We start from the raw sequence: 19,592 nt of genomic DNA on the forward strand, positions 1-19,592 counted from the left end.
GGCCGGGTCTTTCCCATAAACACAAGGAGACAAGAGACATGCAACGCCACCATTTCCTGCGCGCCGCGCAGGCCACGCTCATGGCCCTCGCGCTGGCCGCAGCCGCTCCGGGCTTTGCTCAACAGCAGACCTGGCCGAGCCGGCCGGTGCGCATGGTGATCCCGTTTCCGCCGGGCGGCACGCTCGACACCATCGGCCGCCTGCTGGCGCAGAAGCTCGGCGAGCAGACGGGACAGACCTTCATCGTCGAGAACCGGGCCGGCGGCAACGGCATCATCGGCGCCGACGTGGTGTCCAAGGCACCGGCGGATGGCTACACGCTGCTGTTCAACGCCTCGACCTTCACGACCGCACCAATGACGATGAAGTCCGTGCCCTACGACGTGGTGAAAGACTTCGCACCGGTGGCGCTGGTCGCCAAGGCGCCGCTGTCGGTGGCCATCAACAAGAACCTGCCGGTGACGGACGTGAAGTCGCTCATTGCCTATGCCAAGGCACATCCGGGCAAGATGACTTTCGCGGTGGGCTCGATCGGCTCGGCGGGCCACCTGTCGACCGAACTGCTAAAGCGCGCGGGCGGCGGGCTCGACTACCTGATCGTGCCGTACAAGGGCACCGCGCCGGCCTTCCAGGATTTGATCGGCGGGCAGATCGACGGCTTCATCGACCCCATCCTCGGATCGCTGCAGTACCAAAAGAGCGGCATGGTGAAGGTGATTGCCGTGACCTCGGCCGCGCGCGCCACGAGCCTGCCGAACGTGCCCACGGTGGCCGAGAGCATTCCGGGCTACGAGTTCTACAGCTGGTATGGCCTCTGGGGCCCGGCGAAGCTGCCGCCCGCCATCACGCAACGGCTGAATGCCGAGGTCAACAAGGCCCTGGGCACCGACATGCGCGAGACGCTCAACGCGCAGGGCCTGCTGCTCACGCCGGGCAGCGTCGACGACTTCGCCAGGTTCCAGGCGGCCGACATGGCGCGCTCGAAGAAGATCATTGTGGAAGGCCGCATCCATGTCGAATGACGCCATCGCAGCACCGCATGCCGTGGTGACGGGCAGCAGCGGCGGCATCGGCCGCGCCATCGCCTCGCACCTGCTGGCACAGGGCTGGCGCGTGAGCGGGCTCGACCTCGCGGCGCCGACACTGCTGTCGCAGCCGGGCTTCACGCATGCGACGGTCGACCTGTCGCAACCCGAAGACATCGCGCGCGCCACGGCCGCGCTCGGAGACGTCGACGCGCTGGTGCATGCGGCCGGCGTGCTGCGCGTGGGCCCGCTGGGCCGGCTCGACCATGCGGGCGGCGAACTGATGTGGCGCCTGCATGTCGATGCAGCCACACGTCTGGCCGATGCCCTCGTGCCCGCGATGGCCGCGCGCGGCACCGGTGGCCGCGTGGTGTTCGTCGGCAGCCGCGTCGCGCAAGGCATGCCGGGGCGCGGACAGTACGCCGGGACCAAGGCCGCGCTGATCGCGCTCGCGCGAAGCTGGGCGGCGGAAGTCGCCGACCGGGGCGTGACGATCAACGTGGTGTCGCCCGGCGCGACGCAGACCTCGATGCTGCAGGACCCTGCGCGCGCGGGCAGCGCGCCGCGCCTGCCGCCCATCGGCCGGCTGATCCAGCCCGAAGAAATCGCCGCGCTCGCCGGCTTCCTGCTGTCTCCATCGGCCGCCGCCATCACCGGGCAGGACATCGCCATCTGCGGCGGTGCATCGCTGCACCGCTGAGCTTTTCTTTTTTCCTCTTCTTTTCCACCACAGACAGACCATGAAAATCGTCGACATCCGCGAGTCCACGCGCCCCATCAAGTCGGACATCCGCAACGCCTACATCGACTTCTCGAAGATGACCCTGAGCCTGGTGGCGGTGGTCACCGACGTGATCCGCGATGGCAAGCCCGTGGTCGGCTACGGCTTCAACTCCAACGGCCGCTACGGCCAAGGCGGCCTGATCCGCGAGCGCTTCCTGCCGCGCCTGCTCGAAGCCGATCCCGCATCGCTCATCGACGAGACGGGCGACAACCTCGATGCGCACAAGATCTGGGCCCGCATGATGATCAACGAGAAGCCCGGCGGCCACGGCGAGCGCTCGGTGGCCGTCGGCACCATCGACATGGCCGTGTGGGACGCGGTCGCCAAGATCGCCGGCAAGCCGCTTTACCAGTTGCTGGCCGAACGCTACGGCAATGGCACGCCGAACCCGCGCGTGTTTGTCTATGCAGCCGGCGGCTACTACCACCCGGGCAAGGGACTGGAAGGGCTGCAGCGCGAGATGACCAGCTACCTGGAGCGCGGCTACTCGGTGGTGAAGATGAAGATCGGCGGCGCCTCGCTCGCGGAAGATTGCGAGCGCATCGAGTCGGTGTTGGAACTCCTCGCCCCCGGCCAGCAACTGGCGGTCGACGCCAACGGCCGCTTCGACCTGCCCACCGCCATCGACTACGGCCGCGCGCTGTCGCAGTACCCACTGTTCTGGTACGAGGAGGCCGGCGATCCGCTCGACTACGAACTGCAGGCGAAGCTGGGCGAGGTGTATGCCGGCCCCATGGCCACGGGCGAGAACCTGTTCTCGATGCAGGACGCACGCAACCTGATTCGCCACGGCGGCATGCGGCCCGACCGCGACTGGCTGCAGTTCGACTGCGCGCTGAGCTACGGCCTGGTCGAGTACCTGCGCACGCTCGACATGCTGAAGGCGCACGGCTGGTCGCCCTCGCGCTGCATTCCGCATGGCGGCCATCAGATGTCGCTGGCGATTGCGGCGGGCCTCGGGCTCGGCGGTAACGAGAGCTACCCCGACCTGTTCCAGCCCTACGGCGGCTTCCCCGACGGCGTGAAGGTGGACAACGGCTACGTCACGCTGCCACCGCTGCCGGGCATCGGCTTCGAGGGCAAGGCGGATCTCATTGCCGAGATGCGCGCCCTCGCGAGTTGAATGAAAGGATGAACGGTTGAACGCTCAGGGCTGGAAGCCCGAGCGGCGCACCACCGGTTCCCACTGCTGGCGATAGGCCTTGAGCATCTGCGCGGTCTCCGCGGCGGTGCTGACCACGGGCGTGATGTAGAGCGCGTCGGCCGCCTTCTGCAGCCCCGGGTCTTTCATCACGTCGTGGATCGCGTTGGCCAGCAATTGCACCTTCGCAGGCGCCATCGAGCTGGGCGCGAAAAAAGTGTTCCAGCCATCGGCATCGATCTTCATGCCGGCCTCGCGGAAGGTCGGAATGCCCGGCGCGAAGCTCGCGCGCTTCTTGCCCGACACGGCCAGGATGCGGATCTTGCCGGCCACGTGCTGAGCGTAGACCGAGTCGAGCGTGTCGATGGCAATCGGCAGGCTGCCGCCGATCAGGTCGGCCGACAGCGGCGCCGAGCCGCCGTAGCCCTTGATCTGCGGCTGCACGCTCAACGCATCGCCCACCATCAGGCCGAAGAAGTGAGGCAGGCTGCCGGTGGCCGGCACGCCGAAGACCGCTTCTTCGGGATGCGCCCAGAGCCGACCGACCAGAAACATCGCGCGGTCGAGCTGCAGCTTGTTGCCCACCGCGAGCGCGAAGTCGTAGCTGCTGACCTGCGAGACGGGCACGAAGTCCTTGTCGGGGTCGTAGCCCGCGTCCTTGAACACGAGCGGCGCCACCACCATCACCGCGGGATTGCCGAGCATCAGCACGTTCTGCCCCGCGGGTGCGCGCTTGACCTCCTTGGCCGCCAGCCGGCCGCCTTCGCCAGGGCGGTTTTCGACAGTCACCGCCACGCCGAGCTTGGGCGTCAGCCGCTCCGCGATCAGGCGCGCGATGCGGTCTGTGCTGCCGCCGGGGGCGTAGCCGACCACGAGGCTCAGCGGCGCGTCCAGCGCGGGTGCCTGGGCATGGGCCACGGGTGCGCAGGCGGCAAGGGCCATGCCCCATGCCATGAGCTTGCGCCGGGAAAGGAATGCAACCATCGGATCTCCTGGGGGGCGGGGGTGATGAGCAGGCAGGCAGGCAGTCAGGCAGGCGCGATTCCTGCACGGCGAAAATCGCCTGCCGAACCTGTTGCTGCTTGTGGAAACTTGTTACCGAGTTATACGTACGCCACAAACAGTTGATCTAATCCATCACCTGTGCGCTGAGGCGAGCGGACCACACTCCCGGCCCTTCTGAATCCATCCGTATGCAATCCTTTCCCGACGCGGCAGCGTTGCGCGCGCCGCAATCCCTGGACGACCTGTTGCTGTACCGGCTGTCGCGCGCCGCGCGCGCCGGCAGCGGCATGGCGACGCGCCTCGTCGAAGGCGGCTTCGGCATCACGCGTCGCGAGTGGGGAATGATCGGCACGCTCGCGCAAGAAGGCGAGCTGACGTCGTCGACGCTCGCCGCGCACCTGCAGCTCGACCGCGTGCGCACCTCGCGCGGGCTGCGCAGCCTCGTCGACAAGAAGCTGGTCGAGCGGCGCCAGGATGCACAGGACGGGCGCGAGGTGCACGTGCGCCTGAGCCCTTCGGGCCAGCAACTCTTCGCCAGGCTGTTCCCGCGGATCGCGGCGCTCAACACCGACCTGCTGGCGGGCATCGATCCTTCGGAGCTCGATGTCTTCCTGCGTTGCCTGCGGCACCTGGAGCAGCGCGGCGGCGAGTTAATCGCGCAAGGCGCCGTCGTGGAAAAGGCCGACCGGCGTTCCGGAGGCACGCGGCATCGGTGGCCGCAGCGCGAGGGCTGAACGGGCGGGGCACGAGGCCTGATTCCGCAGGGCCCGCGACGGTCGACTTGAGTGGTTGCGGCAGCTCGCCAAGAACACATCCCCGGCGCGAAGCAGATGCCACGCTCGGTTGGCTCAAAAGCTCAGGGCCGGGCACGGCCGCCGCCAGCCCCGGCCTGCCGTGCCCCAAGGCCGATCCCCTGTGGCGGCAACAGCGGAATGCCAGCTCGAGCGGCGGCCGCGTCCTGCACCGACATCGCGCGCTCGAAACCCGCGCGCGAACTCAGGCGCTGCCAGTAGCGCTGCACCGCCGGCCCCAGGCGCTCCTTCTGGCCCAGCACCCTGGCCAACAGCAAGGCGAAGCCGATCGAGATGTCGGCCGCCGTGAAGCGGCCGGCGCATGCGAAGTCCTGCGCCTCCAGCAGCTTCTCGAGCGTCCGCAAGCGCCCCGAAAAGAACTGCGCGTAGTCGTCCGCGGCCTGGGGCTGTTGGCGTTCCCTGGGCTCCAGCAGGGCATAGCGAAGCACCAGCGTCAGCGGAAAGGTCAGCGAGGCCTCGCCGAAATGAAGCCAGTTCAGGTACGCCCCGTAGGCGGCCTCGTCGCGCTCCACGTTCAGCGGCGTCGGGGCATGCAGGCTGGCCAGGTACTGGCAGATGGCGACCGACTCGGTCATGCGGGTTTCGCCATCGACCATCAGCGGCACCGTGCCCTGCGGATTGATCTTCAGGTACTCGCGGTGCAGCACGCGCGGCGGAAACGCCAGCATCTCCAGCCGGTAGGGAACGCCGAGCTCTTCGAGCATCCAGAGGACCCGGAACGAGCGGGCATTCGGGCAGTGGTAGAGCGTGATCATCGAATGAAGGGCTCGGCGCCAGGGGAGTTGCGGCGCCGATCGTTGCACGCGCGCGCTCGCGGTGCCTTGCGTCGATTGGCTGGAACGCGCAGCCAATCGACGCAAGTCTTTTGCCGCACCGGCGGATAGCCTGACGGGCTCATGCGGTCGGTGGACCGCGATTGCGGAGCGCCCATGCCATCCTTGAAATCGAAAACACTCTTCATCACCGGCGCCAGCCGCGGCATCGGCAAGGCCATTGCCCTGCGGGCCGCGCGCGACGGCGCCAACATCGTGGTCGCGGCGAAGACGGCAACGCCCGACCCTCGCCTGCCGGGCACCATCCACAGCGCCGCCGAAGAGATCGTCGCCGCCGGCGGACAGGCGCTGGCGGTGGTGGTCGACGTGCGCGACGAAGCCCAGGTGCGGGCCGCCATCGATGCCGCGGTGGCGCGCTTCGGCGGCATCGACATCCTGGTCAACAACGCCAGCGCGATCCACCTGGAGACGGTCGAGCACACGCCGATGAAGCGCTACGACCTGATGTTCGAGATCAACGCGCGGGGCAGCTACCTGTGCGCGCAGGCCTGCCTGCCGCATCTCGAAAAGGCGGCCAACCCGCACATCCTGACCCTGTCGCCGCCGCTGGACCTGAACCCCAAGTGGTTCGCGCGCCATGCGGCCTACACCACCTCGAAGTACGCGATGAGCATGCTCAGCCGCGGCCTGGCCGAAGAGCTGCGCGGGCGCGGCATCGCGAGCAACTCGCTGTGGCCGCGCACCGTGATCGCCACCAGCGCCCTGCGGATCGCCGCGCCCGACGTGGCGGGGCAGGCGCGCGTGCCGGCCATCATGGCCGATGCCGCATGGCACATCCTGACCCGGCCGAGCCGCGAGCTCACCGGCCAGTTGCTGATCGACGAACAGGTGCTGCGCGATGCCGGCGTGACCGACTTCGCGCCGTACCTGGTAACGCCGGGCGTCGAGCCGTTGATCGACTTCTTCGTGGAACCGTGACCGGGTTGCCAGCCTCTCCAGGAGACCATCGCATGCAGACAGCAGATACCGCAGACATCGAACGCACGGGCATTGCCCGCATTTCCCTCGCGGACATCGTCCGGCGCAGCGCGCGGCGCAACCCGGACAAGACAGCGGTCATCCAGGGCGACCGGCGGATCGGCTTCGCGGCGCTCGATGCGGCGAGCGAGCGCGTCGGCGAGGCGCTGCGCGACCAGGGGCACACCCAGCGCCGCATCGCGACGATGTGCGTCAACTCGATCGAGCACCTGACGGCCATCCAGGCCATCCACAAGTCGGGCAACGTCTGGGTGCCGGTCAATGTGCAGCTGGACGCGGCCTCGATCGAGCACGTGCTGAGCCACGCCGAAGTCAGCGGCGTCTTCATCGATGCGGCGCTGTTCGGCGTGCCACCGCTGCGCGAACTGGTCGAGCGCCTGGGCCTTCTGACGGTCGTGATCGGCGGTGCGCATCCGGCGGCCGCGGACACGCTGGCGTTCGATGCGCTGGCGTCGCGCCCGCCCGCGCAGCCGCTGGCGGCGCCCGGAGGCGACGACGATCTCGCGCTCATCATGTACACCAGCGGCACCACCGGAAAGCAGAAGGGCGTGATGCATTCGCACCGCTCGATTCACGGTGCGCTGCTGTCCTGCGCGCAGAGCTTCGAGGCCACCGAGCGCGACGTCGCCGGTTCGGTGCTGCCGCTCTTCCACTGCGCGCAGCACACCATCAGCATGGGCGCGCTGATGGCGGGCGCGACGATCTGGCTGGCCAACGGCTTCGACCCCGTGGCCATGCTGGCGGCGGTCGAGCGCGAACGCATCACCTGGCTGTCGTGCCTGCCGATGATGTTCGACGCGCTGATGAAGCACCCGCAGCGCCCAAAGACCGACCTCTCGTCGCTGCGCCTGTGCATGTACGGCCTGGCGCCGATGCCGAAGAACCTGCTGGCGGACATCCGGCGCGAGATGTGCGCCGACGTGCGGCTGGGCACCGGCCAGACCGAGATGTACCCGCCGACCATGGTCTACCGCGCGAGCGAGCATCCGGACAAGGACGGCAACTGCTGGGGCGTGTCGGTGGCGGGCGTCGAGACCGCCGTCATGGACGACGACGGCAGGCTGCTTGGGCCGGGCGAGGTCGGCGAGATCGTGCATCGCGGCCCCAACGTCTTTCTCGGCTACCTCAAGGACCCCGAGGCCACGGCCGCGGCGCGCCGCTTCGGATGGCACCACACGGGCGACATCGGCATGTTCGATGCCGACGGGCAGATGCTGTTTCTCGACCGCAAGAAAGACATGATCAAGTCGGGCGGCGAGAACGTCTCGAGCATCAAGCTGGAGGCCGTGCTGCTGGCGCACCCTGCGGTCGGTGCCGCGGCCGTGGTGGGCCTGCCGCATCCGCACTGGGGCGAGGCGGTCGCGGCCTTCGTGGTGCTGCGACAGGCCGATGGCGCGTGCGGCGAGAACGAACTGCTCGCGTTCTGCAAGGAACGCCTGGGCCGCTTCGAAGTGCCCAAGTCGATCCGCTTCGTCAGCGCGCTGCCGATGACGCCGACGGGCAAGGTGCAGAAGTTTCAGCTGCGCAACGGCCACCTGGCGCTCTTCGCGGCCGAAGAGAGGTAGCTCGGCGCTTCGGTGCCGCTTCAGGGCAGGCTGAACGCCATGAGTTCGCCGGTCGTCTCGCCGCCCATGTCACCGGGCAGGAAGAAGCCGCCGGCGACATAGAGCAACCTGCCATCGCTCGCGGCGCCCGCCGCATGGCGGCCTCGTGGCATGGGTGCCAGCGTGCGCCAGGTGTTCGTCTTCAGGTCGAACGCCTCGTTCTCCGCGAAGGCCCGCTTCTCTTGCGGGAACTCACCGCCCAGCACCACGGCGAGCCCCTTGTAGAGGGCATAGGCCAGGCCACTGCGCGCGGTGGGCAGCGGCGGGCCCGAAGTCCAGGTGTTGCTGGCCGGGTCGTAGATGTCGTGGAGATCGGTTCGGTCGCCGGGCCCGGTGAACCGGCCACCGATGACGTGGATCTTTCCTTCTGCCGCAATCACCGCGGCATGGTCCCGCGCCTTCGGCAACGGGGCCAGGGCCGTCCATGTGTTCGTGGCCGGGTCGTAGACCTCGTTGGTGGCGACCGTGGCGTTGGCGGGGTTGCGACCGCCGATCGCATACACCTTGCCATCGAGCACGGCCACGCCCACGGAGCCGCGCCCGGCGCTCATCGGCGCGAGCGTTCGCCATGTGTTCGCGGCCGGGTCGTACTCGAACACCGCCGCCTGGCCGTCCTTGTGCACCGCGCCGACGAAGCCGCCGACGGTGATGATCTTTCCGTTGACCACCGCAACGCCCAGATGGTCGAGCGCGCGGGGCATGGGCTCGCGCACGCGCCAGGTGTCGGTGGCGATGTCGTACGCCTCGTTGCGCGCCACCGAGGCGCCGTCGATCATTCCGCCCAGGGCGTAGAGCTTGCCGCCGACCTGCGCCAGCGACAGCTCGGCGCGCGGCGTGGGCATCGGCGCCTTCTGGACCCAGGTGCCGGTGGCTTCGACGGCCGGGCCCGCCTGGCACTGTCCGGCCAGGGCGGCAACGCCGAGCACGATGGCCATGGCGCGTGTGGCGAAAAATCCGGGCGTCTGCATGGGCGTTTCCTGTTCGGCTCATTGCTCCGGTCGAAGAGCATCGAGATGGCGACCTTGATCGCACGCATTCTGTACGCCCACGGTGAACCTACCGCTGCTGTTGTTGGTGCATCAGGCCGACCTGATCGATCCAATGCTCGAATGCCGCCATCTGCTCGGCGACGAAGCGGCGCGTCGTCTCGTCGGTGCACGTCCCGTCCGGTGCGAACTTGCTCGCCGCGTGGGCGATGAAGACCTCGGGCTTCGACAGGACCATCGCGTCCATGAAGAGCAGCACCTTGCGCAGCTCGTACTGCACGCGCGCGCCGCCGACCGGCCCCGGTGCCGCGCTCAGGATCGCGACCGGCTTGTGGCGCAGCGGCTGGTCGATGCCGCGCGACACCCAGTCGAGCATGTTCTTCAACATGCCCGGAATCGAGAAGTTGTACTCCGGCGTTGCAATGAGGACCGCATCCGCGCGCCGGATGCGATCGCGCAGCGCCTCGACGGGCGCGGGGATCGCATGCGCGAGCACGTCGGCGTCGAACGGCGGAATGTCGCGCCAGTCGACCACGTCCAGCGTCATGGCCGGCGGCATGCTGTCGCCGGCCAGGTTCAGCGCCATGCCGTTGAGCGATGCGCTGCGCAGGCTGCCGCAGAGCCCGATAACGTCGATGGCGCGCGAGGCCGCGCCGGCCTTGGGGTTGGTGTCGGTGCTCATTGCTGGGCAATCCCGGCCTGGGCGACGACTTCGCTCCAGCGCCTGATTTCGCTTTCGACCATCGCCGTCATCCGGGCCGGAGAAGACGGCGCAGGCTCGCTGCCGAGCGATGCCAGCGTGGCCTTGACGCCCGGATCGTCAAGCGCCACACGCACGTTGCGCTCGAGCAGCTCCACCACCTGCGGCGACGTACCGCGGGGCGCCGCGAGCCCCAGCCACGAGCGGATCTCGAAGCCCTTGAGCACGCTCGCCACCGCAGGCACCTGCGGCATCGACGGCCAGGGCTGCGCGCTGGTGACCGCCAGCGCGCGCAGGCGGCCCGACTGGATGTGCGGCGCGGCCACCGTCAGGGTGTCCGCAAGAACGTCGACGTCGCCGGCGATCACCGCCTGCACCGGCGCACCGCCGCCGCGATAGGGCACGTGCAGCAGCTTGACGCCTGCGCTGACGCCCAGCAGTTCGCCCACCATGTGCTGCGTCGAGCCCACGCCCACCGAGGTGAAGGTGACCCGGTCCGGCGTCTGCCGCGCGGTGGCCAGAAGCTCGGCAAGGTTGCGCGCCGGATGGTCCGCGCGCACGGCGATGACGAAGGGAAAGCTCGTCACGGTCGAGATGAACGCGAAGTCTTTCACCGGCGCGTAGGGCAGCGTCTTGCGCAGCACGGCCGACACCGTGTGCGCGCCGGTGAGCATGACGATGTTGTAGCCATCGGGCCGGGCCTTGGCCACGAAGTCGGAGGCAATGAGGCCGCCCGCGCCGCTCTTGATCTCGACGACCACGGGCTGCTTCAGCTTCTCCTGCATCTTCTGTGCGAGCAGGCGCGAAACGACGTCGGCATTGCCGCCCGCGCCGAAGCCGTGGTTCAGCTGGATCGGGCGGCTGGGGTAGCCGTCTTGCGCGCGCGCCGAAGGCAGCAGCGCGAGCATCGCTGCCGTTGCTGCCGCTGCTTCGACGAAGCTGCGTCGGGTTGAGGTCGTCATGGTTGCCTTGTCTCCTGTGGTCGTTGTGTGTTGCCGGCCTTGAAGCCACGCCATGCCGCGTCGTAGTCGGGCTGGAGGTTGGCCGCGCCAAGCGCCTGTGCCGTGGGGCGAAACACGTGCCGGCTCTCGAACATGAAGGCCAGGGTGTTGTCTATGCGATGCGGCTTCAGCTCGGCGGTGCTGGCCCGCTCGAAGGTGGCGGCGTCGGGGCCGTGCGGCAGCATGCAGTTGTGCAGGCTCACGCCGCCCGGCACGAAGCCTTCGGCCTTGGCGTCGTAGACGCCGCGCACCAGCCCCATCAGCTCGCTCATCACGTTGCGGTGGAACCAGGGCGGGCGAAAGGTGTCTTCCGCCACAAGCCAGCGCGGCGGAAAGATCACGAAGTCGCAGTTGGCAATGCCGGGCGTGTCGCTGCCCGAAGTCAGCACCGTGTAGATCGACGGATCGGGGTGGTCGAAGCTGATGGTGCCGATGGCCATGAAGTGCGCCAGGTCGTACTTGCAGGGCACGAGGTTGCCGTGCCACGCGACCACGTCCAGCGGCGTGTGGGCCTGCCCGCCTTCCCAGAGATGGCCCATGAACTTGTTGACGATGCGCACGGGGCCGGCGTCTTCCTCGAAGGCCGCGACGGGGGCCAGGAAGTCGCGCGCATTGGCCAGGCCGTTCGAACCGATCGGCCCCAGCTCCGGCAGGCGGAAGGGCACGCCATAGTTTTCGCAGACGTAGCCCCGGGCCTCGCCCTCGGGCAGCGTGACGCGCCACCGCATGCCGCGTGGCACCAGCGCGATTTCGCCGGGCGCGACGTGCAGGCGCCCCAGCTCGGTATGGAGCAGCAACGCGCCGGCCTGCGGCACGATGAGCAATTCGCCGTCCGAGTTCATGAGGTAGCGCGAGTCCATCGACCGGTTCGCGCGATAGACGTGCACCGCCGCGCCGGTCTGCGCATGCGGGTCGCCATTGCCGGCGATGGTCAGCATTCCGTCGATGAAGTCGGTGGCCGTGTCCGGCATCGGCCAGGGGTTCCAGCGCAGCCGGTTGGCCGGCGTCTCCGCGTCGGTGAACGGACCGCTGCGCCAGCCGCCGTCGTCGATGCGCGCGAAGGCCTCATGCATGGCGCTGGGGCGCCGCCTGTACATCCAGGTGCGCAGGTTGTGATTGCGCGGTGCCGTGAAGGCGGTGCCGGACAGCAGCTCGGCGTAGAGCCCCAGCGGCGCCTGCTGCGGCGAGTTGCGGCCCACGGGCAGCGCGCCGGGGAGCGCCTCGCTGGCGAACTGGTTGCCGAAGCCGCTCTGGTAGCCGGGCGGCGTGTCGGCGTGCGCGGTGTGTGCTGTCATGCGGTCTCCTTCCGCTCTTCTTGCGATCAGTCTTGCTGTCACTCTTGCCACTGGGGCGTGAAGAAGGCCGCTGGCAGCAGGATCTTCGATTCCTGGCTTTGCAGGAGCGGGAGCATTTCCGCCACGTAGGCTTTCCATCCGGGGTCGGCCATCAGCAGCTCCCGCCGCTCGGCGCGTTCGTTCATGTCCACGTAGGCCCACATGTGGATCACCTGGTTGAGCGGGCCGGTTTCGGTGCGGTAGTAGCCGACCATGCGGCCAAGGATGCGCCGCTGGATGGCCAGCCCCTTGGCCTCGTACAGCGACAGGTAGGCCCGCCACTGGCCGGGGTGGGTGGTGTAGGTGCGTTGTTCGACGAGCATGGTTCGGTCCGTTGCGGCATCGCGCCCGGTGCTCACAGGCTGTGGCCTCCGTCGATGACGATCCGCGTGCCCGTGGCCGTGCGCAGATGCGTCACGCATGCCAGCACCGCGAGCGCCACGTCCTGCGGCGTGACGATGCGCCCGAGCGGCGTGGTGGCGGCCTTCTTCGCCAGTTCATCGCGGTTGCGTCCTTGCACGAAGCCGGTGTCGACCGCCGCGGGCGACACGCTGACGAAGCGCACGGGGCCGAAGGCCCTGGCCATCGACACGGTCATCGTGTCGAGCGCGGCCTTGGCCGCGCAATAGGCGATGTTGCTGCCCAGGCCGGTGAACGCGGACACGGAGGACACGTTGACCACGGCCGCGTCCGTGGACGCCTTCAGCAGCGGCATGAGCGCACGCGTGATGGCGTAGGGGCCACCCACGTTGGCGGCGAGTATCTCGTCGAACAGCGCCGGCGCCAGCGCGTCCAGGTCGCCGTGCGCGATGCGCTGCGTGAAGCCGGCCGAGTTCACGAGCACGTCGACGCGGCCGAAGTTGCGCTGCAGCACATCGGCCATGGCGGCATGCGCCGCGCCATCGGTCAGCGGAATGCGCAGCGTGTCGTGGCCATTGCCCGGCAACTCTTCGCACAACGCCCGCGCACGCGCCGCGCCTTCGTTGTAGCCAATGACGACCGTCGCGCCGGCATGCGCCAGTGCGCGCACGCAGGCAGCGCCGATGCCGCTGCTTCCCCCGGTGACGACGGCGACCTTGCCTTCCAGTGCGGAAGCGGGGTCCGGTGCCGTGCTCATCGAAGCCTCCGGGGATGCGCTCGTTTCTTCATGAATGCCCTTGGTCGTTGCGTTCCATGTGCGTGCCTTGCTGCCTTGAACGAGTGCTGTCCGATAGACGGGGCACCGCTATGGCTCCAGCAGGAATTGTTTTCTAATGAATCGCTTCCAACCAGTCGTTTGTCCATCAATCGAACATGAAAACGCCCTCCGATGCAGGCTCGCTGAAACGAGGCGTGGTGATCCTCAAGCTGCTGGCCACCGCGGGCCCGCGCGGACTGGCGCTGACCGAGTTGTCGGAGAAGTCGCAGATTCCGCACCCGTCGGTGCACCGCATCCTGGGCCAGCTCGCGGCGGAGCGGCTGGCGGTTTTCAACGACGAGCTGCGGCGCTACAAGCTTGGTCCGCTGGCGTTCGAGCTGGGCGTGGCCAGCTCGACCATGCACGACATCCGCGACCTGTGCGAACCCGCGATGGACGTGCTGGCGCGAGAGACCGGCGACACGGTCTATCTGGTCGTGCGCAGCAGTTTCGATGCGGTCTGCATGCATCGCCGCGAGGGTGCGTTCCCCATCCGCGCGCTGGTGCTGGAGGTCGGCAGCCGAAGGCCGTTGGGCGTGGGCGCGGGTGGCTTGGCGATTCTTTCGGCCATCGACGACGAAGAGCGCGCAGACATCATCGAGCGCGTCGGCCCGAGCCTCTCGGCCTTCGGGAAACTCTCGACGCAGGATTTGACGGAAGCCTGCGTGCAGGCACGCGCGATGGGTGCCGCGGTGATCCAGAACCGCGTGAGCCTCGGCGTCAAGGCGGTGGGCGTGCCCTTCAGGGATTCGATGGGGCAGGCCGTGGGTGCGCTGAGCGTGGCCGCCCTGTCGCAGCGCCTGAGCCAGCGGCGCATTGCCCAGGTGGCCGACATGCTGCGCGGCGCCACGCAGTCGGTCGAGATCCTGCTGCGCAAGCGGAAGGCCTGAGGGAACGGTTCTTTCAACCGCCGCCGTGTTGCCGCAGGAACGCCTCGACCCGCGTCACGAGGTAAGGCGGCGTTTCGAGCATGGGGTAGTGGCCGCTGTTCGGCAGCAGTTCGATCTGCGCATGCGGGTACATGCGGGGGAAGGTGGCCTGCACGAAGTCGGGCGACACGCCCGCGTCGTGCTCGCCCACCAGCACCAGCAGCGGCGCACGCAGCGCGGCGGCCTTGTCGGAGAAGTCTGTTTTCGAGAAGGCGTGGAAGTAGTCCTCGAAGGCGTCGGGCGCGGCCGTGGCACGCTGGTGCGCCAGGACCCACCGGGCCAACGCAGGCGTGAGACGCGAACCCAGCGAAGGCTCGATCACGCCGAGCGCGGCCTGGTCGCTCCGGGTGGCGGACGCGAACATCGCCGACACCTCCTCGGGCAGCGGCACGCCCGAGGCCGGCACCGGCGTCACGCACACCGCCGCCTGGATGCGGTCGGGCGCATCGACCGCGACCCGCTGCGCCACCATGCCGCCCATGGAGTGGCCCAACAGGGCAAAGCGCTCCCACCCCAGGTGGTCGGCCAGCCCGAAGATGTCGGCGGCGATCTCCGCGATCGTGTGCGCGCCACGGAAGGCACGGGAAGCGCCGTAGCCGCGGTAGTCTGGGAAGGCGTAGGTGAATCCTTCCTCGTCCAGCAGCGGGTAGATCGGTGCCCAGATGCCGTGGTCGCCGAACCAGCCGTGCAGAACCATCACCCGCTGGGGCCCGTTGCCCCTGATCTCGTGGCCCAGAATCATGTGCGTTCTCCTTTGCCTGTACGTGCGTGCGTGTGCCTGTGAGTGTGCGCGTGCGTGCGTTCGCTGCGTCAGTCGATCTTGATGCCCGCGGTGCCGATCACCCGGGCCCATTTCGACGACTCGCTCGCGATGGTGCTCGCAAACTGCGACGGCGTGGCGGCGATGGCCTCGACGGTCTGGTCGTTCAGCTGCCGGCGAACCTCGGGGTCGGCCAGCACTTTCTGCAGTTCGGAAGACAGCCGTTCGACGATGGCGCCCGGCGTGCCTGCCGGCGCATGCAGGCCGAACCAGAGTGCCGAGTTGAAGTCTGCGATGCCCGCTTCGGCAAAGGTCGGCACCTGCGGCAACGCGGCGATGCGCTGCCGGCCGATGACCGCCAGCGCCTTGACCCGCCCGGCATTGACCTGCGCCAGCACCGGCGCCGCCGGCGTGAAGGCCAGGTCCACGCGGCCGGCCATGACATCGGTCAGCGCCTGCGCGCCGCCCTTGTAGGGCACGTGGGTCAGGCGCACCTGGGCCACCTGGTTGAACAGCTCGCCGTAGAGGTGCGTGAAGGTGCCGTTGCCGGACGAGCCGTAGCTGAACTTGCCGGGCGCATCCGATGCCGCGACGACCAGTTCCTTGACGGTGCGGCTGGGCAGGTCGGCGCGAGCGATCAGCAACGCGGGGGCTTCGGCCAGCAGCGTGACTGGCGCCAGGTCTTTCGTGAAGCTGAACCGGAGGTTCGGATACAGGCTGGTGTTGATGACGTTCGCGGTGGTGCTCAGCAGCAATGTGTAGCCGTCGGGCGGGGCATGGGCCACGGCTTCGGCCGCGATGCTGCTGCCCGCGCCCGGCCGGTTCTCGACGATCACGGGCTGCCCGAGGCCCTGCGTCATGCGCGGACCGAGGACGCGCACGATCAGGTCACCGGTGCTGCCGGCCGGGAAGCCGACGATGATGCGGATCGGCTTGTCGGGGTAGGTGGCGGCTGTGGCGGGCGTGCAGGCGCCCGCCAGCGCAAAGGCCGCCGCCAGAGGTGCGAGCAGAGGCGCAAAAAAACGCGCAAGAAATGAAAGTCGCATGGCGATGTCTCCTTGTCATGTTCCCGGGCGCGCCGCATCGGGCGCCGCCGTTCAGCGCGAGCCCAGCACGTTGGCCAGCAGGCCCGCGCCGTAAAGCACGGCGTTGGATTCGTGGTGGCGCGGCGCGGTCGCCAGGAACTGCTTGACCGCCTGCACCGCCGGCGCGGGGAACGACAGCAGCCGCTGCACCAGCGCATCGCCTTCGGCCTGGAGCCGGCCGCTCTCGACGACCCGGCCCACGATCCCCGCGGCCAGCGCCTCGCGGGCGTCGATGGGTTCCGCAGCAAAGACCAGATGCGCCAGCGCCTTGGCCGGCATCCGGTCGAGCAGCGGGGCCATGGCGATGCATGGCGGAATGCCGCGTTCGAGCTCGCGCAGCGCGAAGCTGCTTCCCTCTTCGCACAGCGTGAGGTCGCACCGGGCGGCCAGCACAAGGCCGATGCCCCACGCCCGCCCCGCCACCAGGCCGAGCACGGGCGCGCGGCAGCGTCCGAAGGCCTCGTAGAGCACCTGGATCGGGCTCGCGTCGTCGCGCAGCACGTCCGCCGCGTTGACCCCGGCACCGGGCGGCGGCGGCGCCATGTCGCGGCCGAGGCAGAAGTCCGCGCCGTCCGCGCCCAGCACGATCACGCGGCTCTCGCGCACCGAATCCAGCGCCTCGGCCAATGCCAGGGCCATGTCGTTGGTCAGCCGGTTGCCTGCCTGCGAGCGCTGCAGCCGGAGGGTGGCCACCTCGCCCTGTACCTCACGGCCGATCCACGAAGACTCTTCGGAAATGCTCATGGCGCTTTCTCCTGCAGGCGCTCGGCCATCCAGTCGCAGACCAGGCTCAGTGCCGGCTCCGGCCGGTCGAGGTTCACATGGGCGGCACCGCCCTCTTCCTCGGTGAACACGCGCAGTTGCTTGTGGCGCGAACTCACCGCCTCCAGCAGGCGCTGCGCTTCCGAAGGCGGTGCATGGCGGTCATTGGCGCCGTGCACGATGAAGAGGTCGCAGTCGATGCGGCCGGCCACGCCTTCCAGGCGGAAATCTTCCAGCTTGCGGAACGCGCTTTCCCAGTCGGGCACGCCGAGTATTCGCAGGATCTGCTTGCCGGTGGTGCCGAGCGGCGCGTTGTTGCCCAACTGCGTGGCGCCCTGCCCCGGCACGTAGCCGACGCGCCGCACCATGCACGCATGGGTGTCGAAGACCGCGCCCATCACCGCGCAGGCCTTGATCCGCTTTTCGAAGGCCACGGCGCGCGGTGCGTAGTAGCCGCCCCAGCTGGCGGCCACCAGGCCGATGCGTGCCGGGTCCACCTCCGGGCGCTGCAGCAGCCAGTCGACGCAGGCCGTCACCGGTTTTTCGAAATCGTGGCGCGCGACAAGGCCATGCACGCGCAGGGCCGAGCCCTGGCCCGGACCGTCGAAGGCCAGCGTGGCGATGCCGCGCCGCGCAAGGTTCAACGCCACGTAGAACATCTCTTCCTTGTTCGCGTCCAGGCCGTCCGACAGCAGCGCCACCGGCCCCGGGCCGCGAGGTCCGACGGCGGGCACGAAGTAGGCCGGGATCACGCTGCCTTCGAAGGGAATGTCGACCAGTTCGATCGCGGGATCGCGGTGCTGCGCGAAGGTCGCGAAGCACGACAGGTGCCTGGCATAGGCTTGCTCGGCGCGCGGGTCGTCCGGGTCCAGCAGCCCTTCGGCCCACTGGTGATAGACCGAGGCGCGCAACGAAAAATCGCTGGCGCTGACGCGGTGCCCACGTGCAAGCGCATCGGCCGCTGATTGCTCCAGCTGGCGCCCCAGCTCTCCCCACGTTCGATGCCAGGCCTCGACATCGCCCGAGGGCTGCACGCGCGCCGCATCCCGCAGGCGGGAACACGCCCAGTCGATCTCGCCGAACAGCCCGCCCGCGGCGATGGCGCGAAGCACGGCAAGAGACCAGCGGTAGTTTTCAGGGAAGTAGAAGAACATGGTCTTTGAAATCGGGTGGCGTCTGTCGGGCTTTCGACGGGTCGACGAACCGGCGCCTTTGTGAAGCGTTCCATTCCGCGCTCCAACAAACGGGACGACCTGTTCGCTGCTGTACGAATGCAGATTGTTCGCGGGGCCCTCTTCCGAGACCATGGGTTTGTCCGATAGGTGAACACGATTGCGGCCACACCCTATCGGCGACGCCATGCCGGCCCTGCAAGCGACTCTTTTGCGCGCCTTTCGCCTGCGAAATTAGAGTTTGCAGCCGACCCTCGTTCCTTGTTCATCAGGAACCTGCGCACTAGACTGATTGGGTGGCACCCGCGGTGCCGGGGGCCAAGGAGCCTGCCATGTACAAGCGCATTCTTGTTGCGACCGATGGCTCCGCGCTGTCGGAACAGGCGGTCGTTGCAGCCATCGACCTTGCCATGCTGACCGGCGCAGAACTGGTCAGCGTCACCGTGGCGCATCTGCAACCTTATGGTTATTTCGAGGGCTCGATGGTGCTGGGCCAGCGGGAGATCGAAGCCAACCAGCGACAGGTGGAAATGAACGCCCAGCATCTGGTCGATGCAGTCAAGGCGAAGGCGCTTGGCAGGGGCGTGAAGAGCGCCCAGGCCATCGTCATGACATCGAACCAGGTGGCCGAGGCCCTCATCACCACCGCCAAGAACCAGCAGTGCGACCTGATCGTGATGGCGTCCCACGGGCGGCGCAGCCTCGCGCGCTTGCTGATGGGCAGCGAGACGCTGCATGTGCTGACGCACTCGCACATTCCCGTGCTGGTGCTGCGCTAGGAATGTGCTGACGTCTCGACCCGTTCCAGCACGGCCGCCCGCAACGACGACCTGGGCTCAGGAATGAAAAAAGGCCCGCTCGGAAGAGCGGGCCTTGATCGACAAAACCGAAAGATCGGTTTCGGCTTCAGAACGGGATGTCGTCGTCCATGTCGTCGAAGCCCGACGACGATTTGGCTGGTGCCTGGCGCGGAGCCGGTGCCGGAGCACGCGGTGCCGCTGCGGGTGCACGGGGAGCGTAGCCGCCACCACCGCCGCCGCCATTGCCGCCCTGCGAGTAGCCGCCACCGCCGCCACCTTGCGAATAACCGCCGTCGTCCTCGGGACCGCCCGATGGGCCGCCCTGGCCTTGACGGCTGCCGAGCATCTGCATCTGGTCGGCGCGGATCTCGGTGGTGTACTTTTCGATGCCGTCCTTGTCGGTCCACTTGCGCGTGCGCAGGCTTCCTTCGACATAGACCTGCGAGCCCTTGCGCAGGTACTGGCCGGCGATTTCGGCCAGGCGGCCGTTGAAGACGATGCGGTGCCATTCGGTGGCTTCGCGCATTTCGCCGCTTTGCTTGTCTTTCCAGCGATCGGTGGTGGCCACTGTGACGTTCGCGACCTGGTCGCCGCTCGGGAAGGTTCGCATTTCAGGATCGCGACCCAGATTGCCGACGACGATGACTTTGTTGACCGATGCCATATGCACTGCCCCTGATAAGTAGATGAAGGAGGAGGAAGAG

General features: G+C 68.3%; 21 protein-coding genes. 8 read left to right on the forward strand and 13 right to left on the reverse strand.

Translation table 11 applies throughout. The features are described 5' to 3' along the window. The first annotated feature begins 38 nt into the window (after positions 1-38). Genes BLQ28_RS26770 through BLQ28_RS26780 form a run of 3 tightly spaced genes read left to right on the forward strand, consistent with a single transcriptional unit; the run spans position 39 to position 2,932 of the window. Positions 39-1,022: a Bug family tripartite tricarboxylate transporter substrate binding protein gene (locus tag BLQ28_RS26770; RefSeq protein WP_093246359.1), complete on the forward strand. Its 984-nt coding sequence runs from the start codon at positions 39-41 to the stop codon at positions 1,020-1,022. Further along, a complete protein-coding gene (locus tag BLQ28_RS26775) occupies positions 1,012-1,725 on the forward strand; it encodes an SDR family NAD(P)-dependent oxidoreductase (RefSeq protein ID WP_093246360.1) in 714 nt (237 codons plus the stop codon). Before BLQ28_RS26770 ends, BLQ28_RS26775 begins: the two co-directional genes overlap by 11 nt. 40 nt (positions 1,726-1,765) lie before the next feature. After that, on the forward strand, positions 1,766-2,932 hold the full coding sequence (locus tag BLQ28_RS26780) for a mandelate racemase/muconate lactonizing enzyme family protein (protein ID WP_093246361.1): 1,167 nt from the start codon (positions 1,766-1,768) through the stop codon (positions 2,930-2,932). Between the two features lie 24 nt (positions 2,933-2,956). Here the strand turns inward: BLQ28_RS26780 and BLQ28_RS26785 are convergent, their stop codons facing one another. After that, positions 2,957-3,934 (reverse strand): tripartite tricarboxylate transporter substrate-binding protein, encoded by a 978-nt coding sequence (locus BLQ28_RS26785; RefSeq protein WP_093246362.1) that lies wholly within the window; start codon positions 3,932-3,934, stop codon positions 2,957-2,959. A gap of 209 nt (positions 3,935-4,143) precedes the next feature. Between BLQ28_RS26785 and BLQ28_RS26790 the strand changes: the two genes are divergently transcribed. Continuing rightward, complete coding sequence (locus tag BLQ28_RS26790) at positions 4,144-4,689, forward strand: MarR family winged helix-turn-helix transcriptional regulator (RefSeq protein WP_093246363.1); 546 nt, start codon at positions 4,144-4,146, stop codon at positions 4,687-4,689. 122 nt (positions 4,690-4,811) lie between these two features. On the opposite strand, the gene BLQ28_RS26795 is transcribed toward BLQ28_RS26790, so the two are convergent. Then, complete coding sequence (locus BLQ28_RS26795) at positions 4,812-5,522, reverse strand: glutathione S-transferase family protein (protein WP_093246364.1); 711 nt, start codon at positions 5,520-5,522, stop codon at positions 4,812-4,814. Between the two features lie 174 nt (positions 5,523-5,696). Here BLQ28_RS26795 and BLQ28_RS26800 point away from each other — a divergent pair, with 174 nt between their 5' ends. Further along, complete coding sequence (locus BLQ28_RS26800; protein WP_093246365.1) at positions 5,697-6,518, forward strand: SDR family oxidoreductase; 822 nt, start codon at positions 5,697-5,699, stop codon at positions 6,516-6,518. A 32-nt stretch (positions 6,519-6,550) separates the two neighbouring features. Beyond that, positions 6,551-8,143, forward strand: coding sequence for a class I adenylate-forming enzyme family protein (locus BLQ28_RS26805; protein WP_093246366.1), 1,593 nt, complete (start codon positions 6,551-6,553; stop codon positions 8,141-8,143). A gap of 20 nt (positions 8,144-8,163) precedes the next feature. On the opposite strand, the gene BLQ28_RS26810 is transcribed toward BLQ28_RS26805, so the two are convergent. The 6 genes from BLQ28_RS26810 to BLQ28_RS26835 form a co-directional block, all read right to left on the reverse strand. After that, positions 8,164-9,150, reverse strand: a complete 987-nt coding sequence (locus BLQ28_RS26810) for a Kelch repeat-containing protein (RefSeq protein ID WP_093246367.1) — start codon at positions 9,148-9,150, stop codon at positions 8,164-8,166. Positions 9,151-9,238: 88 nt separating this feature from the next. Further along, on the reverse strand, positions 9,239-9,850 hold the full coding sequence (locus tag BLQ28_RS26815; RefSeq protein ID WP_256327474.1) for an NADPH-dependent FMN reductase: 612 nt from the start codon (positions 9,848-9,850) through the stop codon (positions 9,239-9,241). Next, the gene (locus tag BLQ28_RS26820; RefSeq protein ID WP_093246368.1) at positions 9,847-10,830 is read right to left on the reverse strand and encodes a tripartite tricarboxylate transporter substrate binding protein; all 984 of its coding nucleotides are present in this window, start codon (positions 10,828-10,830) and stop codon (positions 9,847-9,849) included. Before BLQ28_RS26820 ends, BLQ28_RS26815 begins: the two co-directional genes overlap by 4 nt. Next, a complete protein-coding gene (hmgA, locus tag BLQ28_RS26825; protein ID WP_093246369.1) occupies positions 10,827-12,164 on the reverse strand; it encodes a homogentisate 1,2-dioxygenase in 1,338 nt (445 codons plus the stop codon). The genes BLQ28_RS26820 and hmgA overlap by 4 nt, the downstream gene beginning before the upstream one ends. 38 nt (positions 12,165-12,202) lie before the next feature. Continuing rightward, positions 12,203-12,526: an NIPSNAP family protein gene (locus BLQ28_RS26830; RefSeq protein ID WP_093246499.1), complete on the reverse strand. Its 324-nt coding sequence runs from the start codon at positions 12,524-12,526 to the stop codon at positions 12,203-12,205. A gap of 32 nt (positions 12,527-12,558) precedes the next feature. Beyond that, positions 12,559-13,320: an SDR family NAD(P)-dependent oxidoreductase gene (locus BLQ28_RS26835; protein ID WP_093246370.1), complete on the reverse strand. Its 762-nt coding sequence runs from the start codon at positions 13,318-13,320 to the stop codon at positions 12,559-12,561. A 176-nt stretch (positions 13,321-13,496) separates the two neighbouring features. On the opposite strand from BLQ28_RS26835, the gene BLQ28_RS26840 reads away from it, so the two are divergent. Further along, positions 13,497-14,270, forward strand: a complete 774-nt coding sequence (locus BLQ28_RS26840) for an IclR family transcriptional regulator (RefSeq protein WP_093246371.1) — start codon at positions 13,497-13,499, stop codon at positions 14,268-14,270. Between the two features lie 13 nt (positions 14,271-14,283). Here BLQ28_RS26840 and BLQ28_RS26845 read toward each other — a convergent pair whose 3' ends face one another. From BLQ28_RS26845 to BLQ28_RS26860, 4 genes are all read right to left on the reverse strand, one after another. Beyond that, positions 14,284-15,051 (reverse strand): alpha/beta fold hydrolase, encoded by a 768-nt coding sequence (locus tag BLQ28_RS26845; protein ID WP_176801235.1) that lies wholly within the window; start codon positions 15,049-15,051, stop codon positions 14,284-14,286. A 68-nt stretch (positions 15,052-15,119) separates the two neighbouring features. Continuing rightward, complete coding sequence (locus BLQ28_RS26850; protein WP_093246373.1) at positions 15,120-16,115, reverse strand: tripartite tricarboxylate transporter substrate binding protein; 996 nt, start codon at positions 16,113-16,115, stop codon at positions 15,120-15,122. A gap of 51 nt (positions 16,116-16,166) precedes the next feature. Beyond that, entirely contained in the window at positions 16,167-16,898 is a 732-nt protein-coding gene (locus BLQ28_RS26855; RefSeq protein ID WP_093246374.1) for an enoyl-CoA hydratase/isomerase family protein, read from the reverse strand. Continuing rightward, positions 16,895-18,070: an alpha/beta hydrolase family protein gene (locus tag BLQ28_RS26860; RefSeq protein ID WP_093246375.1), complete on the reverse strand. Its 1,176-nt coding sequence runs from the start codon at positions 18,068-18,070 to the stop codon at positions 16,895-16,897. Before BLQ28_RS26860 ends, BLQ28_RS26855 begins: the two co-directional genes overlap by 4 nt. A 350-nt stretch (positions 18,071-18,420) precedes the next feature. Between BLQ28_RS26860 and BLQ28_RS26865 the strand changes: the two genes are divergently transcribed. Next, the gene (locus BLQ28_RS26865; RefSeq protein ID WP_093246376.1) at positions 18,421-18,867 is read left to right on the forward strand and encodes a universal stress protein; all 447 of its coding nucleotides are present in this window, start codon (positions 18,421-18,423) and stop codon (positions 18,865-18,867) included. 127 nt (positions 18,868-18,994) lie between these two features. Here BLQ28_RS26865 and ssb read toward each other — a convergent pair whose 3' ends face one another. Further along, entirely contained in the window at positions 18,995-19,552 is a 558-nt protein-coding gene (gene ssb, locus BLQ28_RS26870; protein WP_081270734.1) for a single-stranded DNA-binding protein, read from the reverse strand. Between the last annotated feature and the right edge of the window lie 40 nt (positions 19,553-19,592).

Source organism: Variovorax sp. EL159 (assembly GCF_900100965.1).
In the GTDB taxonomy this organism is placed as follows: domain Bacteria; phylum Pseudomonadota; class Gammaproteobacteria; order Burkholderiales; family Burkholderiaceae_C; genus Variovorax.

What these genes read in the sequence shown, in the direction of transcription:
- hmgA (WP_093246369.1), bottom strand. Translation starts at nt 12,164, where the DNA reads ATGACAGCACACACCGCGCACGCCGACACGCCGCCCGGCTACCAGAGC.
- BLQ28_RS26860 (WP_093246375.1), bottom strand. Translation starts at nt 18,070, where the DNA reads ATGTTCTTCTACTTCCCTGAAAACTACCGCTGGTCTCTTGCCGTGCTT.
- BLQ28_RS26845 (WP_176801235.1), bottom strand. Translation starts at nt 15,051, where the DNA reads ATGATTCTGGGCCACGAGATCAGGGGCAACGGGCCCCAGCGGGTGATG.
- ssb (WP_081270734.1), bottom strand. Translation starts at nt 19,552, where the DNA reads ATGGCATCGGTCAACAAAGTCATCGTCGTCGGCAATCTGGGTCGCGAT.
- BLQ28_RS26815 (WP_256327474.1), bottom strand. Translation starts at nt 9,850, where the DNA reads ATGAGCACCGACACCAACCCCAAGGCCGGCGCGGCCTCGCGCGCCATC.
- BLQ28_RS26835 (WP_093246370.1), bottom strand. Translation starts at nt 13,320, where the DNA reads ATGAGCACGGCACCGGACCCCGCTTCCGCACTGGAAGGCAAGGTCGCC.
- BLQ28_RS26855 (WP_093246374.1), bottom strand. Translation starts at nt 16,898, where the DNA reads ATGAGCATTTCCGAAGAGTCTTCGTGGATCGGCCGTGAGGTACAGGGC.
- BLQ28_RS26790 (WP_093246363.1), top strand. Translation starts at nt 4,144, where the DNA reads ATGCAATCCTTTCCCGACGCGGCAGCGTTGCGCGCGCCGCAATCCCTG.
- BLQ28_RS26810 (WP_093246367.1), bottom strand. Translation starts at nt 9,150, where the DNA reads ATGCAGACGCCCGGATTTTTCGCCACACGCGCCATGGCCATCGTGCTC.
- BLQ28_RS26830 (WP_093246499.1), bottom strand. Translation starts at nt 12,526, where the DNA reads ATGCTCGTCGAACAACGCACCTACACCACCCACCCCGGCCAGTGGCGG.
- BLQ28_RS26780 (WP_093246361.1), top strand. Translation starts at nt 1,766, where the DNA reads ATGAAAATCGTCGACATCCGCGAGTCCACGCGCCCCATCAAGTCGGAC.
- BLQ28_RS26820 (WP_093246368.1), bottom strand. Translation starts at nt 10,830, where the DNA reads ATGACGACCTCAACCCGACGCAGCTTCGTCGAAGCAGCGGCAGCAACG.
- BLQ28_RS26785 (WP_093246362.1), bottom strand. Translation starts at nt 3,934, where the DNA reads ATGGTTGCATTCCTTTCCCGGCGCAAGCTCATGGCATGGGGCATGGCC.
- BLQ28_RS26840 (WP_093246371.1), top strand. Translation starts at nt 13,497, where the DNA reads ATGAAAACGCCCTCCGATGCAGGCTCGCTGAAACGAGGCGTGGTGATC.
- BLQ28_RS26775 (WP_093246360.1), top strand. Translation starts at nt 1,012, where the DNA reads ATGTCGAATGACGCCATCGCAGCACCGCATGCCGTGGTGACGGGCAGC.
- BLQ28_RS26800 (WP_093246365.1), top strand. Translation starts at nt 5,697, where the DNA reads ATGCCATCCTTGAAATCGAAAACACTCTTCATCACCGGCGCCAGCCGC.
- BLQ28_RS26795 (WP_093246364.1), bottom strand. Translation starts at nt 5,522, where the DNA reads ATGATCACGCTCTACCACTGCCCGAATGCCCGCTCGTTCCGGGTCCTC.
- BLQ28_RS26865 (WP_093246376.1), top strand. Translation starts at nt 18,421, where the DNA reads ATGTACAAGCGCATTCTTGTTGCGACCGATGGCTCCGCGCTGTCGGAA.
- BLQ28_RS26850 (WP_093246373.1), bottom strand. Translation starts at nt 16,115, where the DNA reads ATGCGACTTTCATTTCTTGCGCGTTTTTTTGCGCCTCTGCTCGCACCT.
- BLQ28_RS26805 (WP_093246366.1), top strand. Translation starts at nt 6,551, where the DNA reads ATGCAGACAGCAGATACCGCAGACATCGAACGCACGGGCATTGCCCGC.
- BLQ28_RS26770 (WP_093246359.1), top strand. Translation starts at nt 39, where the DNA reads ATGCAACGCCACCATTTCCTGCGCGCCGCGCAGGCCACGCTCATGGCC.